The sequence below is a fragment of the Methylobacterium longum genome (genome assembly GCF_022179385.1).
GTDB lineage: Bacteria > Pseudomonadota > Alphaproteobacteria > Rhizobiales > Beijerinckiaceae > Methylobacterium > Methylobacterium longum.
In genome coordinates this window covers 13209-27237 of sequence record NZ_BPQS01000059.1, presented here as the reverse complement: position 1 = coordinate 27237, position 14029 = coordinate 13209, and the positions used below count along the sequence as shown (strand labels likewise).

The 14029-nt window shown below is 63.6% G+C and carries 17 protein-coding genes and 2 pseudogenes; 7 read left to right on the top strand and 12 right to left on the bottom strand.

The window, feature by feature from the left end:
- Both MFF58_RS27595 and MFF58_RS27590 read left to right on the top strand, forming a co-directional pair.
- Positions 1–208 (top strand): annotated as a pseudogene (locus tag MFF58_RS27595) (carbonic anhydrase); the annotation flags it as partial.
- Positions 209–488: 280 nt separating this feature from the next.
- Positions 489–1188: pseudogene (locus MFF58_RS27590) on the top strand (recombinase family protein).
- A 1459-nt stretch (positions 1189–2647) separates the two neighbouring features.
- Here the strand turns inward: MFF58_RS27590 and MFF58_RS27585 are convergent.
- The 4 genes from MFF58_RS27585 to MFF58_RS27570 form a co-directional block, all read right to left on the bottom strand.
- Entirely contained in the window at positions 2648–2857 is a 210-nt protein-coding gene (locus MFF58_RS27585) for a hypothetical protein (RefSeq protein ID WP_238292820.1), read from the bottom strand.
- A gap of 602 nt (positions 2858–3459) precedes the next feature.
- Positions 3460–3699, bottom strand: a complete 240-nt coding sequence (locus MFF58_RS27580; protein ID WP_238292817.1) for a hypothetical protein — start codon at positions 3697–3699, stop codon at positions 3460–3462.
- Complete coding sequence (locus MFF58_RS27575; protein ID WP_238292814.1) at positions 3699–3836, bottom strand: hypothetical protein; 138 nt, start codon at positions 3834–3836, stop codon at positions 3699–3701. The genes MFF58_RS27580 and MFF58_RS27575 overlap by 1 nt, the downstream gene beginning before the upstream one ends.
- A gap of 185 nt (positions 3837–4021) precedes the next feature.
- Positions 4022–4294, bottom strand: coding sequence for a DUF6894 family protein (locus MFF58_RS27570; protein ID WP_238292811.1), 273 nt, complete (start codon positions 4292–4294; stop codon positions 4022–4024).
- A 415-nt stretch (positions 4295–4709) separates the two neighbouring features.
- Between MFF58_RS27570 and MFF58_RS27565 the strand changes: the two genes are divergently transcribed.
- The 4 genes from MFF58_RS27565 to MFF58_RS27550 all read left to right on the top strand — a co-directional run bounded on the left by MFF58_RS27565 (position 4710) and on the right by MFF58_RS27550 (position 8272).
- Positions 4710–5756, top strand: coding sequence for a histidine kinase dimerization/phosphoacceptor domain -containing protein (locus MFF58_RS27565; RefSeq protein WP_238292808.1), 1047 nt, complete (start codon positions 4710–4712; stop codon positions 5754–5756).
- 253 nt (positions 5757–6009) lie between these two features.
- Entirely contained in the window at positions 6010–6654 is a 645-nt protein-coding gene (locus tag MFF58_RS27560) for a nucleotide-binding protein (RefSeq protein ID WP_238292805.1), read from the top strand.
- A 485-nt stretch (positions 6655–7139) separates the two neighbouring features.
- Complete coding sequence (locus tag MFF58_RS27555; protein ID WP_238292803.1) at positions 7140–7379, top strand: hypothetical protein; 240 nt, start codon at positions 7140–7142, stop codon at positions 7377–7379.
- Positions 7380–7468: 89 nt separating this feature from the next.
- Positions 7469–8272, top strand: a complete 804-nt coding sequence (locus MFF58_RS27550; RefSeq protein ID WP_238292801.1) for a tyrosine-type recombinase/integrase — start codon at positions 7469–7471, stop codon at positions 8270–8272.
- A 404-nt stretch (positions 8273–8676) separates the two neighbouring features.
- Here MFF58_RS27550 and MFF58_RS27545 read toward each other — a convergent pair whose 3' ends face one another.
- From MFF58_RS27545 to MFF58_RS27515, 7 genes are all read right to left on the bottom strand, one after another.
- Positions 8677–9579 (bottom strand): outer membrane protein, encoded by a 903-nt coding sequence (locus MFF58_RS27545; RefSeq protein WP_238292799.1) that lies wholly within the window; start codon positions 9577–9579, stop codon positions 8677–8679.
- A gap of 122 nt (positions 9580–9701) precedes the next feature.
- Positions 9702–10220 (bottom strand): Ros/MucR family transcriptional regulator, encoded by a 519-nt coding sequence (locus MFF58_RS27540; protein ID WP_238292797.1) that lies wholly within the window; start codon positions 10218–10220, stop codon positions 9702–9704.
- 94 nt (positions 10221–10314) lie between these two features.
- Positions 10315–11016 (bottom strand): response regulator transcription factor CtrA, encoded by a 702-nt coding sequence (gene ctrA / locus MFF58_RS27535; RefSeq protein ID WP_238292795.1) that lies wholly within the window; start codon positions 11014–11016, stop codon positions 10315–10317.
- Between the two features lie 335 nt (positions 11017–11351).
- Complete coding sequence (locus MFF58_RS27530; protein ID WP_238292793.1) at positions 11352–11552, bottom strand: hypothetical protein; 201 nt, start codon at positions 11550–11552, stop codon at positions 11352–11354.
- Positions 11536–11787: a hypothetical protein gene (locus tag MFF58_RS27525; RefSeq protein WP_238292790.1), complete on the bottom strand. Its 252-nt coding sequence runs from the start codon at positions 11785–11787 to the stop codon at positions 11536–11538. The genes MFF58_RS27530 and MFF58_RS27525 overlap by 17 nt, the downstream gene beginning before the upstream one ends.
- A gap of 2 nt (positions 11788–11789) precedes the next feature.
- Positions 11790–12005: a hypothetical protein gene (locus tag MFF58_RS27520; RefSeq protein ID WP_238292788.1), complete on the bottom strand. Its 216-nt coding sequence runs from the start codon at positions 12003–12005 to the stop codon at positions 11790–11792.
- Positions 12002–12421: a DUF5681 domain-containing protein gene (locus MFF58_RS27515; RefSeq protein ID WP_238292784.1), complete on the bottom strand. Its 420-nt coding sequence runs from the start codon at positions 12419–12421 to the stop codon at positions 12002–12004. The genes MFF58_RS27520 and MFF58_RS27515 overlap by 4 nt, the downstream gene beginning before the upstream one ends.
- Positions 12422–12633: 212 nt before the next feature.
- Here MFF58_RS27515 and MFF58_RS27510 point away from each other — a divergent pair, with 212 nt between their 5' ends.
- Complete coding sequence (locus MFF58_RS27510) at positions 12634–13365, top strand: hypothetical protein (RefSeq protein ID WP_238292780.1); 732 nt, start codon at positions 12634–12636, stop codon at positions 13363–13365.
- Here the strand turns inward: MFF58_RS27510 and MFF58_RS27505 are convergent.
- Entirely contained in the window at positions 13346–14020 is a 675-nt protein-coding gene (locus MFF58_RS27505; protein ID WP_238292777.1) for a hypothetical protein, read from the bottom strand. The two genes, MFF58_RS27510 and MFF58_RS27505, sit on opposite strands and share 20 nt — an antisense overlap.
- Between the last annotated feature and the right edge of the window lie 9 nt (positions 14021–14029).

Below are 14029 nucleotides of genomic sequence, written 5' to 3'. Positions count from 1 at the left end.
GCCGATCGTGCCGGCCGTGCTGGAGGCCAGGAGCCAGGGCGGCGACCTCCTCGAGGCCTCGGTGCGGAGCAACGCCCGCCGCGTCGCCAAGCGGCTGACGACGCAGAGCCTGGTGATCAAGGAGGCGCTGGGCGCCGGGGCGGTCAAGGTCGTGGGCGCGCGCTACGGCCTCTCCGATGGCCATGTCGAGTGGATGGAAGACATCTGAACCGCTCCGCTTGTCGTCGTTAGCAGGCTGATGGTGCCTCCAGCCGCAGCTGACGGGATGGATCATCGCGCTCATCCCCGCCGGGGCGAAGGAGAGGCCGAACCAGTCGACGGGCTGCACCCGGCCTCGCGCACCTCGACCGCGTCTGCGGCGGATAGTCCTGAGATGGGTTCGAGGGCGATCCCGAGGAAGCGTCGGTGTGTCTCCAGCGTCATCGCGGTCGGGTGTTTCATTCGGTTAAACGACCGTTCGACCCAACGAGACACCCCGCGAAATCAGCATGGCTTCCGCCTTCGTCTCCTACCTGCGGGTCTCGACCGAACGGCAGGGCCGATCCGGGCTGGGGCTAGAGGCGCAGCGGCGCGCCGTGGCCGACTTCCCTCGCGGGTGGCTCCTGGCGCCACGTGGCTGAACTGGTCGAGGTCGAGAGCGGGTCCCGGGACAACCGCCCTCGCTTCTCGGAGGCCATGGCGCTGTGCCGACTGCACGGGGCCACGCTGGTCATCGCCAAACTCGACCGGCTGTCCCGCGATGCCGCCTTCCTGCTGAACCTGCAGAAGGCCGGTGTGCGGTTCGTGGCGGCTGACATGCCCGAGGCGAACGAGCTGGTGGTCGGCATCATGGCCGTGGTCGCCCAGGCCGAGCGCAAGATGATCAGCGCTCGGACCAAGGCCGCGCTGGCGGCCGCTAAGGCACGCGGCGTGCGCCTGGGCAAGCCGGCGAACCTGTCGAACCGCGAGGTCGGGCAGGTGCACAGTCGGGCGCGCCAGACGCAGCGGGCCGAGGAACGGGCCCTGGACCTCGCGCCGGTAATCGCCCGAGTGCGCGCCGAGGGTGCCGTCTCCCTACGCCAGATCGCGGCGGCGCTGAACGGCCGAGGCATCCCAGCCGCCCGGGGTGGAGCGTGGTCGGCGACCCAGGTGCGGCGGGTTCGAAGCCGCTCATGCAACGGCGAACTCGCTGGCGGACACGTGATTTAATTTGCCCTCTTCAATCCCCAGCAGATTTGATCAAAACTGACGGCTGTTATTTTTATTCCGATGCATTTTATACATTCTGGTTATGATACTTCTTGGAATCTATTATGTTCGGTGCAGCAAGATATAATGTAGTTATCTTGGCTTGCGCGATATATTTTTCGTTCCAATCTATAGTTATTGCTGAAATCAAGATTGATGCCGCTAAGATTACCGGTGGAGAATTATGGGTTTTGGGTTATGTTGAAGAGCCTGATACCGAGATCACTATCGACGGAAGATTTCCGCATAGAACCGATAAACGTGGGTACTTCGAGTTTCACGTTGTTTATCATCCGGCCGCCTGCATCGTAACCCTTCGCACGGCTCGCAAAACGCGTGATGTCGTAGTTGGCGAGTGTGGTCAGCGCGGTCCACAAGGTGAGCAAGGTTCGCAGGCGCCAGGGCTTGTGGGTCCGGCAGGACCGCCCGGCCCGCACGGTGAAACGGGCACACGAGGCGATATCGGGCCAGCAGGGCAATCCGGGCCGATGGGTCCTCCGGGTCCGCAAGGGCCGCCCGGGCCGGAAGGGGAGCAGGGCGAGCCCGGTCCGGCTGGTCCAGCCGGTGTTGCCGGAAGGGACGGCCAAGCAGGACCTCCTGGCGCACGTGGCCTCCAAGGACCACCCGGACCTCAAGGGCCACCCGGCCCTGGGGGGAAAATGGGGCCGCCCAGTCCTTCTCCTAGCGCGAAGGCAGCGCCAACGAGTCCGACGAACAAGCCGCGCCCCGCGCGCCCGCAACGTGAGCCGGAGACTGCTCCCAACGAAAATGACGAGCCAAGTGCGGGGTCGGGATTTGCAACGGAGGACCGCTATTAGACGAGTGGATCCAGGATGCTATCGTCAGTCCTCGCGTCGGAGGCGCCTTGATGATCCGGTCTGCAATTGCGCTCGCACTCGTTGCCACCTCGGCAATAGCCGCTCCCACTGCACATAGGCAGCCCACACCGGCAGCTTTGCCGCAGACGAGGGGCAATCCAACCAATCCCGGCAGCACGGACGCGAAGGCCCCGGTGGCTCAAATGAACCCGGATCGAAATAAGATGCAGCGGGAGTTTGACGAGCGGCAGAAGGCCATGGACGCCAAGACCAAGCGGACGATGGGCGGCATCTGCAGCGGCTGCTGAGCCGGGTCCTAGGCGGTTCCATCAGGTGAGCCCCAGGACATCGGGGCCGGATCTGCCGTCCGTGAAATGGTGCACCGTCGAGTAGCTGTGTCTTTAGGCCAGTCCGTCACGGGACTTCGCGGGCGCGGCGGCTTACGTGGATCGGCCCAGTGCGCACCGTGAGGGGGTAACAAGCGCCTTCCCCGATCCAACTAGCATTTCAACATGCCACCTCAATTCTGCTCGACGTTGATCTAGCTCAAGCGGATCCGCCGCCCGTGAAGTGGTCCATCGGCGAGCGGCTACCGCTACCCGTCAATTGGCGACGTGAGCTGCCAAACCGGCCAATCCACGCAAGTAGGATTGGTCATCGTTATTACTTTTTGAGCCCAGCTCTGCGGCCAGCATTTCGATCCGGATCCGGAGTATGCCGATGCTCTTCTGGGACAGGTCGGCCGGAAGCAGAATGGTCACATCGCCCTCATCGAGCTTAATCGTCTGTCGGGTCGCTGGAGCGTGGGCCATCCGGCCCTCCATCAGGAGCATTGGTTGCACGGAGTAAGCTCTCATGAACCGCAGGACTCGGCGGTGCTCCCGCGCACGTGCTCGAATGCTGATTATTGACCGTCGAAAAATAAAACCCGCCTCGGCTATGCCAGACGGGTTAGTCGGTACGGGAAACGCCTGTCGTATGGACGGGCAGGTTTAGTATATCCTATCTTTGAATTAAGTATATGCGCACCGCAACATAACGTATTGTTCAAGTTATATTTGTCATTTGCTCGTGACGATATGCCTATATGGACGCACCCTCGGTTTTAAAGTTACGTATTACGATCTAATTTATCAATACGGTCAAGGCTTTTCTTGATGTCAGTTGCGTCGTGTTTCTCTCCGGTTCCAAGATCCGTTAGCGTAACATCATGGTATCCTTTGCAAATGTATTCGCGCGCTTCTTCTAGAGCTGATCTAGTCGTCTCATGTTTTGTTATGATGGTTCCTGTGTTGTTCGTGTATGAAACAGTAAAGCGTACCATGACCAATTTTCCACTTGGTTCAAACGAAAATGTCCCCTACGGCGGGCCGGGCGGGCGTTTCGGTTCTTGCGCCGGGTCGGCACGGGATTACTAAGTTTGCGCGCTTTGCTTGCGAAGCGCCTGCCGCAGTTCAGGCAGAGCAGCGATCCGAACCGCCATGCGCCGTGCCTCGCTGCGCGACATGCGATCCGTGCCCGCGCGCTGCTGCAAATCATCAGCGAAGTAGACGTAGGCCACTGGGAAGCCGTTGACGTCCTGGATGCAGTACGCGTCTTCGAGCTCTACAGCCTGCCAGGGCGCCGGAAAGCGGCGGCCGGACAGCATGGTCATCAATGCCCGTGGCCTTGTGCCTTGTTGCGCAGAGCAGTTCGGCGTCGGCGCCTGGGTGCCTTGAACAACGCCACCACGAGGGCGCCCAGACCAACCAGTACGGCGGGCGTCAAAAGAATGGCGGCGGTGATGATCATTCCGACCCCGGTCCACTGACGGCGCCGGCCACGGCAGCACCGAAGGTGGCTGCCAGGGCGGCGAGGATGGCGGCTTCAATCATCGCTTAGGCTCCAACGGATCCTGGCCGCTGCAGACCCAGGCCCGCGCGGCACGGAGCAGCGACTGGCATGCACGGCCGGAAGAGCCTGATGACAGTCAGCCTTCAGGGGAAGTTATCTTGAGGAGACGGCTCCGTCCAAACGACCTGCGCTTCGCTGACCGCAGTAGCCGTCGCAGTCGCGAACTGGTTGCCGTTCTCATCGCGGACCACGACCACGGCGTGCCGGTCGCCCTGAAGCCGGTCCTGATGCGCGATCGCAACGACCAGCATGTCCTTGGCAAGGGCAATGGCTTCATCAATGTTCTCTGCCTCCAGTCCCTCATCGTCCCATTCGGACAAGCTTCCAGCATGAAGGTCGAAATAGTAGTGGGGCATCGGGCTTCCTCAGCAGAGGCGGAACCCGGTGGGCACGACAGTGCAACTTCATCAACGCGCCAATGAGACATAAAGTTACGGACGTCGATCGGTGGTCAGACCTAACTGCCAACCTTGAGTTTGTGAGCGCTACCGTGTGAAGATCTTACGAGGCCGGATGAGCCACGTCTCCGACTCGTGAGGAGACACTTCCGCAAAGGGCGGGGAACCGACGCGTCAGGCCCGGACGCCACGGCTGCTTAGCTCGTCAAACTGTCAGGGCATTAGGCGGGAGGCCGGTGCTGCCCTACGGTCGGCCATGAACGAATTTCAGCAGGATCTCGCGGGGACGACGGGACGGACGCTGGCCGAACGGCACATCGAGGCGATCCGCCAGCATGGCGGGATCTTCGTCGATGCGGTGCGGCTCACCCGCATGCCGATGATGGTCACGGACGCCACCCTGCCCGGCAACCCGATCATCTTCGCCAACCAAGCCTTCGTCGAGCTGTCAGGCTACTCGCTGGACGAGCTGGCCGGGCAGGATCCGCACTTCATGAACGGGGAAGACACCGACCCCGCGGCCATTCAGCAGTACGAGGCCGCGATCGACGAGGGCAGCGACGCGACCCTGGAGATCCTGCAGTACGCCAAGGACGGCAGGCCGTTCCGAGCCATGCTGTTTGCCAGTCCGCTGGACGACGGCCAGGGCACCGTCACCAACCACTTCCTGTCCTACCTCGACATCACGCGCCGCTTTGATGCCGAGAAGGATCTGCAGGCGCTGACCGCGGAGCTGGAACAGCGTGTGGCGGCACGAACCCGTGAGCTGGAAGCCGCGAATGAGCAGATGAGGAGGCTGGCAGCCGAGCGTGAGATGCTACTGGTCGAGGTCAACCACCGCGCCAAGAACAGCCTGTCGATCGCCGCAGCGCTCTTGGGCCTGCAGGCGCGACGCCAAGCCGACCCGACGGTGAAGGTGCTGTTTGCCGAGGTCCGGGAGCGGATCAACGGGATGGCGCGGGCTCACGATCTACTGAGCAAATCGCAGAACGTGCAGCAGGTCGATGCCGGCAGCTACGTGGCCGATCTGTGCGGTGCGCTGCAGGCGATCATCCCAGGCGACGATCGCATCGACCTGGAGACCGAGGTGGAGGCGGGGATCCTTATCAGCGCCGATCAGGCCATTCCGCTCGGCTTGGCGATGACCGAGTTGATCACCAACGCCGTGAAGTACGCGTTCCCGCCCCCTCGCTCGGGTACAATCCTCGCCCGGATGTCCCGCCCTCAGCCGAGTCGGATCGAGCTGATCATCCAGGACGATGGGGTTGGCATGTCGGGCATGCGGGAGGGTTCGCTCGGCTTTGGGCTGGTGCGCTCGCTGGTGGAGCAACTCAGGGGTGACATCGACCTCCGCAGCGAGGCGGGTGTGACTGTGACGATCTCGTTCCCGGCTCAGCCATCTGCCGCGACAGCCCGTTGATGCGGACAGCCAGTACGGGCCGGCTGGCTGCACCCAGGCCTCGCTAGCCGATCAACCCTTCCTATGCACCGCACCGCTGGACGGCCATATCATTACGGCTCGTTCAGCCTTGCGCACTCCCGACCGCGCCACGGCTGCTGGCATCGAGATAGGAACATGGTAAGCGCCTGTTAACCGCTCACGCCCGAGCTTGCCGCAACGAACTACGGACTGACGCATCTACGTCATTACGTAAGCACGCAATGAGGCACTGATGCACGTCGTCGTGGTAGCAAGCCAGAAGGGCGGGGCAGGCAAAACTTCACTGATGCGCAGTCTCGCGGTGGCGACGCATCAGGCGGGGCACGCGACTGCTCTCCTCGACACGGATCCGCAGGGCTCACTAACGAGCTGGTGGAACCGGCGCGAGGATCAGCAGCCGGCGCTCGTGCGGATCGAAGTCGCCGATTTCCAGGCGGGGGCCGAGCAGCTGGCCAAGGCTGGGATCGAGTTCCTGTACGTCGACACGCCGCCCTCTGTTCGCCCCGAGCTGCGGAGCCTGCTCGCGCATGCCAGCCTCGCCGTCGTGCCGGTGCGCCCATCCCCTGATGATCTCGACGCAGTGGGCGACACTCTGGCGCTGATCGAGGAAGCCGGCTGCCCGTTCGTGTTCGTGCTAACCCAGGCCAAGCCACGAACCCGCCTGCAGATGCAGGCCGTGATGGCGCTGGCGAAGCACGGCAAGCTCGCGCCGACCGTCGTCCACGATCGAACGGATTTTCCAACAGCCGCTATCTCGGGCAGGGCCGTGACGGAGTTCGAACCCGAGACTGCTGCGGCACGCGAGGTTAAGGAAGTGCTTGAGTACGTACTGACGCAGCTGCGTAAGGACGCAAGCAAGGCAAAGGCTGGGCGATAAGCATGTCGAACAAGCACCCTGTGTCCCTCGATGGCCTGATCCAGGCGAAGGGCGCGCCCCGGCCGTCCGACGTGCCGCAACGGGGCGAGGCCTCTGCGCAGGCTGCACCAGCTTCCAGCCCTGCTTCCGTTGCGCCTGCCGCTGCAGCGCCGCCGGTCGTGCCATCTCGCACCCAATCCGACGCTGAGCCTCGAACCAAGTCCCTCACCCTCCGGCTGTCGGAGCCTCGCTATCAGCGGCTTCGGCGGTTCGCGTTCGATCGCGATGCCAGCCACCAAGAGGTGATCGAGGCGGCGCTGATGGCCTACCTTGAGCGGGAGAGCGGCTAAGACCACGCCGCGCCTGCGTATGTGCGTGCCTAGGTCATTACGTAAGCACGTAGCTACGTACTGACGTACGTGCCGGCTTGCGGAAGCAGCTATGATCCGGCATCATCCCGAACGCAAGACAAGTGGCTTTATCTTGCGTTGAACACGAGGTGCGCCATGGACGTCGTCGTCACACCGACCGGGGCAGAGGGCACTTCGTGGAACCTCAAGGATCGGCTCGGCCGCCCGCTCGGCACAATCGGGCAGGATAAGAATGAGCTGTTCGAGATCACGCCCGATCCTCTCAGCGGCTTGATGAGGGTTCCCCACACGCACCCCTCGCTTGGTGAGGCCATGACGGCCATCGCCAAGCACATGCAGGGTGAATGCACCCTCGACAGCCAGGACTGGGATTGAACGCGGTGATGATGCTCCCCTCGGTCATCGAACCAGACACGTCGCAGTTACCGGCATCGCCGCCTGCACAGGCCGATGACGACGCGCAGATGGTCCGCCTGTGGCTCGCGCGATCCTCCAGCCCGAACACCCGACGCAACTACGAGCGCGAGGCGCGCCGCTTCCTGGCGCATGTCGGCAAGCCGCTCGGCTCGGTGCGGATGGGCGAGTTGCAGGACTACCTCGCCAGCCTGCTGGGCTCGTCAGCGACAGTGGCGCTCGCGGCCTCGGCGCTCAAGTCGCTGTTCACGTTCGCCCAGGAGGTCGGATACCTGCGGTTCAATATCGGTGCGGCCGTGAAGGTGCCGCCGATCAAGAACACGCTGGCCGAGCGCATCATGTCCGAGGCCGACGCGCTGCTGATGATCCGGCAGGAGCCGATCCTGCGAAACCGCGTCCTGCTGACGGTGCTCTACGGCGGCGGCCTGCGCATCTCGGAGGTGTGCGGCCTGCGCTGGCGGGATCTCACGGTCCGGGACGAAGCCGGGCAGGCGACGGTGTTCGGCAAGGGCGGCAAGACGCGGGCCGTGCTGCTCTCGGCCGCGACTTGGAAGGTGCTGACGGCGCTGCGTGGCGTGGCTCCGGCCGATCAGCCCGTATTCCGCTCGCGGAAGGGTGGGGCGCTTGATCCCAGTGCGGTACACCGGGTTGTGAAGGCCGCGGCGGCTAGGGCAGGGCTCCCGGGCGAGGTGTCGGCGCATTGGCTCCGACACGCGCACGCCTCGCACAGCCTCGACCGGGGGGCGCCGATCCACCTCGTGCAGGCTACGCTCGGGCATGCCTCAGTGGCGACGACAGGCCGGTACCTGCATGCCCGGCCATCGGAGAGTTCGGCGCGGTTCCTAGGCGTTTAGCGCCGCAGCGAAGCACGGAGCTACGGTGCTAGCATAATACTGGCGTGCCGATCTCGCCCGCATCATGGACCAGTTAGGGCACCGGGATCCCAGGACGGTCGTCGGCTACATCCGGCGGGCGAACGCCTTCAAGGGGCACTCGGGGAGCGGGTTTTTGTAGGTTGGCTCGGAACGGCGCCTTCCGTCCTCTGAAAGCCTGCGCGCCAAATGGCAAACGCCCCAGGAGCTGGTGCTCCTGAGGCGCTGCCGACCTCGCGGCCAGTCTGATCGGGCTGGGGATCCGGAGGCCAACCGGTATGTAGCAACGTCGCGGCAGGATAGCGATGAGGGGGACCAGACCCTCACGTCCACCTGCCGCAACCGCCCCGGTGCACAGGCCGGGAGCGGTTTGGCTTGGCCCGGTCTTAGTACGAGCCGAACTTGTAGTTCAGGCCAGCGCGGACCACGGCGAACTCGTTGTTGTTGTTGCGCAGCGGCACGTTGTTGAACACCGGAACCAGACCGGCGCCGGTGACGAGACCGCCGACCAGCGGCAGGCCCGTGTTGCGGCCCTGATCGAGGTTCACGTACAGGCCTTCGACCTTTAGCGTGACGGCCGAGGAGCGGAAGAAGTTCAGGAACGAGTCGGTGGGGAGCGCGTACTCGATACCGCCGCCGACCGTCCAGCCGGTGACGAAGCTGCTGCGGCTGCCGGCGAAGTTCTGGAACGCAACGCGCGAGCCCTGGTCACCCGTGGCGTAGGCGAAGCCGCCGGTGCCGTAGAACAGCACGCGGTCGAAGGCGTAGCCGAGGCGGCCGCGCACGGTGCCGAAGAAGTCGAGGGTGCTCAGCAGGCCGTTGGTCGGCACGAAGGAGCCGAAGGCCGCGCCCGGCGCGCCGTTCACGAGGTAGCTCTGACGACGGTTGCCGAAGTCGAGGTACTGAGCGTCAGCCTCGAAGCCGACGACCACACCGGTGCCCGGCGAGAACTGGTAGTTGTAGCCGATCTGGCCACCGCCGGAGAAGCCTTCGTTCTGGTTACGGCCGTACACCAGCGAGGAGCCGGGGGTCAGGATCGGCGGAACGACGAGGCCGGCGCCCGTGATCGCGACCGGGTTCGCGCCTGGGATCTGCGTGAAGCCGTTGGCCGTGTTGTTGCTGGCGTCGAAGGCGTAGCCGGCGTTGATACCGAAGTAGGCGCCGGTCCAGGTGAACACCGGCACGGGGGTAAAGATCGGCGGCGGCGCGGCGCGGCGCGGCAGATCGGCGGCCGAGGCGGCGCCGGTGAGCGCGGTGAACGCCGCAAGCGATGTGAGAAGCTTCTTCATGACTGTGCTATCCCCAAGCAAATAACCCGATCAGCCTGCAGGGTAGCCGGTTTTCCACAGCCAAGCTGTGTCGCACGTGCCACACTTGTGGCGAGAGTGAGGCGCGGCCGCGATAAATCAGTTTACGCCTCTGCAGACACGTTGGCCTTCCGTGGCCGACCAGCCCGCTTCGGCTTCTCGGAGACGGTCTCAGCGGGCTCTGCAGCCTTAGGTGCCGCTTTCCTGCGCAGCTGGCCGAGGCCGCTGCTTCGGGCGAATTCAGCACGCATAGCCGAGTGGTTGGCGGACGTCGTCGGATAGTCGGGCGGAAGGCCGTAGCGCTGCCGGTACTGCTCGATCGTCATGCCGTTGCCGGTGAGATGCCGCTTGAGCATCTTGTACGGCTTACCGTCGATGAAGCTGATGAGCGCGTCCGGCGTGATCGACTTGCGGATCTGAGCAGGGGTGGGCTTCTCGACCGATGGAGTGGCGGTGGCGGCGTTCTGGGCGAGCCCAGCGAGTGCAGCGTGCGTGCTGGTGATCAGCTCCGCCATGTCGGCAGGCCGTACCGGGTTCTTGGACACGTAGGCCGAGACGATCTCAGCTGTGAGTTCTACATAATCGACGGCGGCGGCCTCGATTGTCTCTGCGTTCTCGTCCACGATGCACCTGCTCAAGTGAAGCAGAACGTGTGAACCGACAAACACTGGAAATCAATGCCAGCTGAGGCGTTCCGGTGCCTCTATGGAGGAATTCTTAGCCCGCCATAGCGCGCAGCTCGGGATCTTCGCCCCGTATCACGTAGCCACGGCCCCAGATGGTCTCGATGTAGTTCTTGCCCTGGCTGGCGCTGGCGAGCTTCTTGCGCAGCTTGCAGATGAACACGTCGACGATCTTCAGATCCGGCTCGTCCATGCCGCCGTAGAGATGATTGAGGAACATCTCCTTGGTGATCGTCGAGTCCTTCCGCAGGCCGAGAAGCTCCAGCATCTGGTACTCCTTCACGGTCAGCGGGACGCGCTTTCCACCGATCGCGGCCACCTTCTCGTCGAGATCGATCAGGAGATCGCCGATCGCGATGGTGGATTGAGCATGGCCCTTCGACCGGCGCACGATGGCGTGGATGCGCGCCACCAGCTCGTCCTTGTGGAACGGCTTGGTGAGGTAGTCGTCGGCGCCGAAGCCCAGGCCCTTCACCTTGTCCTCGATGCCGGCCATGCCGGACAGGATCAGGATCGGCGTCTTGACCTTCGCCACGCGCAGCGAGCGCAGCACCTCGTAGCCCGACATGTCGGGCAGGTTCAGATCGAGGAGGATGATGTCGTAGTCGTACAGCTTACCGAGATCGACACCCTCTTCCCCGAGGTCGGTGGTGTAGGTGTTGAAGTTCTCGGACTTGAGCATCAGCTCGATGCTCTGCGCGACCGTAGCGTCATCTTCGACCAGCAGAACGCGCATGACTCGACCTCAGTTTGAGGCGAGCTATACTCCGGCAGTGATACCGAACAGTTAACAGCTGTCCTGCTTATTCAGTACTCAGTGACAAACCGCGCCACCCACTCCTCAGCCGTCGCCTCAGGGCCGAGGAGACATAGCACGCCGTTGCTCACCGTCGCCCAGCCCTGGGCGACCCACCGATGCCAATTCGCGAGGGCGTCTGCCGCCCGCAAGTCGCCAACTACGTCGTCAATCGGTTCATCCGAGAGGAGGGCATTGGTGCCCCCGTGCAGCGGCCAGCCTCAATGCGGGCAAGCCGGCGTTCTAGGTCAACGATGTTCATGGCCGGTCTTCAGTCAGAGGATAAACCCCTCACGATGCAGCAGTCCGGCAGCCCATTCCTCACGGTCCGGGTCGAGAGCATCGCCGGCCTCTGCCTGCCGAAGGATCGCGATCAGCTCCTGCAGCTCGTCGTCGGTGTAGCGGTGGACGCCCTGGATGCGGTGGCGAAACCGCTGCTCGGCCTTGGCCAGCCGCGCCTCAATGGAACCGCTCATCCGGGCCTCCGATGTCTTCCTCGATCAGAATGGCAAGGGCAGCATCTCCAGCGTCACCGGTCTCGCGCAGGTGCCAAGCCGCTTCGGCGAGGCTCCCGTGCTCAGCCCGCAGGTCGGCATAGCTGCTGCGGATAAAGGCCAGGAGTTGCCGGTCACTGGCGCTGGCGATCTCGCCCCTAAAGATGCGGCGAACTTCGATCCGACGCAGGCGGTTCTCCATGCTGCTGCCCGTCATCGTCAGAGGCTCCTCTGCAAACTATCGAAAGCGCCGGCCGGCAGTGAGCCTCGGCACCCGGCCTGAAACCAGTCGGCCAAGACATGGTCGGACGGGTCGTCGGAAACTTCGCGCAGTGCCTGCGCCAACTCGTCGTCAGGCATGGCCTTGAGGGCGGGATCGGCTTCGATGCGGCGCGCCTCTATCTTCCGAATGCGACGCTCAAGATTGACGCTCATGCCAATCCGCCCTCCTCGATCCGGGCCAGCCGCTCGGCCAGATCCGCTGTCCTGATCGCGTTCACATGGGCGTCGACCAGCTTGGACAGCTCGGCCGCCTCGGATGGGGTGATCTCCCCGGCAGCCACACCCTGCATGAGGGCATGCGTTGCCCGGGTCAGGTCGGCCGGCTTGTCGATTGGCGGCAGGGTGAAGGTAATGGGCCGGTCGCGACGAACAGGCAGCAGGCGGTCGAGGCATAGGCGCAGCGCCGGCCCGTCGCCGTCCAATGCCATCTCGATAGCCTTGCGGGTCAGCGCCTCGGCTTCGCCGTCCAGCAGGGCCTCAACGGCACGCGTAGTGTAGTTGCGGGCGCCCTTGGGCCTTCCAGCGGGGTTGCCGGATTGCCCAGCTCCGAATTTTCCGCTGTTCGACATTGCCTATCGTATCACAACATTTTCATTGGCTTAAGCTATGGCGCATCGCCTGAAAATACAGGCTGAGAACAGGTCGTGACTGTAAGATGCGGCTACGAACAGAAGCCGGAACGGGCGCTACGTTCGCGGCGGGCAGACGCAGACGGCAATAGCGTTCCGGCGCTTGTGCCGAGAGGCGATGGCCGTGGCGCGCGGCCCGCTGGAGGGGTATCGTGACTGACGAGACGCCGAGGAAGGTTGATCCCGCCTATCCGTCCGGTGGGGGTGGCCTGGGAGTTGGCCATGACGCGGCGATCGGCACGCTCGGCGCGGCAGCGAGCTTCATCGTACCGCTTAGCGGTCCAGTCGTTCAGGCGCTCCTCAAGAAATGCGTTCAAGCTCCTCTGGAAGTGCGCCGGGCGGCTTGGTTTAACTTGGTCGGGGAAGGGCTGCGGGAACTACAGGATCGCTTCGAAGGCTTTGACCCAGATCGGCTCGCTGAGAATGAGGAGTTCGTGAGCACCGTCGCTGAGACTACCCGGATCGCAATGGCGACGCATCGGACGGAAAAGCTGGAGGCCCTCCGCAACGTCGTGCTGAACGTCGCGGCCGGTGTGCACCTTGATGATGTCCTTCACGGAGCGTTTTTAGGCTACGTCGATCGCTTCTCTGGGCTGCACCTCAAGGTGCTGAAGATGCTGTCCGACCCCGCAGCGGTTCCGGCGCTGGCGGCTAGGGCCGAGAACCTGATGACCGGCTCGCTCGGCGTCCTGTTTGAGGCAGCCCTTCCCGAGCTTGGGTCCAACAATACTCTGCTGGCTCGCGTAGTTGCTGACTTGAGCCAGGAGCGTCTGACGAACGGGGCCACGCTCAACGCGATGATGACCGGGTCGGGCCTGCTGGAGAAGCGAACTTCCGAGTTCGGGGACAGCTTCCTGAAATTCATCACCTCGCCGGTAGCGTAGAGCGGTCACGTTGGTTGCCGGTCACGTTCCTTTTACCCCCTGCCCACTCGCTGATGATCGGCCGACAGATGGCCTCAATCTCCTTCACGGCAGCGTCCACCCGCGGCGTGATCGGGTCATCATCTATCTGCCGCGCGAGGATCTGGCGCCGCTCCTGGTAGAACTTCGCATGGGGGTCCTTCGCTGGAATGTGCTCGCCCCGCAGCATTAGGATGGCCTCGCTCGCGGTGTTGATCTCGTTCAACACGCCCTCGATCTCATCCCATGGCTTGGTGGTCTCGCGGCCGAATAGCGCCGCGAAACGGTGCCGCTTCGTTCGAAGATCGCGGATGTGGTCGAAGGATTGGCGTAGGCGCCGGACGGGGCCGTAGGCGGAGTTGCCCACCACCTCCTCGGGCACGCCCTCTTCCTTGACCATCTCGCTGGCCCAGATCATTGGCGAACGCGCGTCGTAGATGACCTCTTGGACTTGGTAGAACGCGGACAGCGTCTCCTCCGCCACCTCTAGGCGCCGTTTCCCAACCGTCTCGTCTCGCCACTTATTGAGGGCCTTCCAGCCCACAATAGCAGTGCTAATGGCGGCCCCGGCGACCACGAGATCCCGAAAGGCGCTGATCGCAGCAGGCGCCTTGTCCAAGAACCACGGCCAGTCCATCAGCGTCCT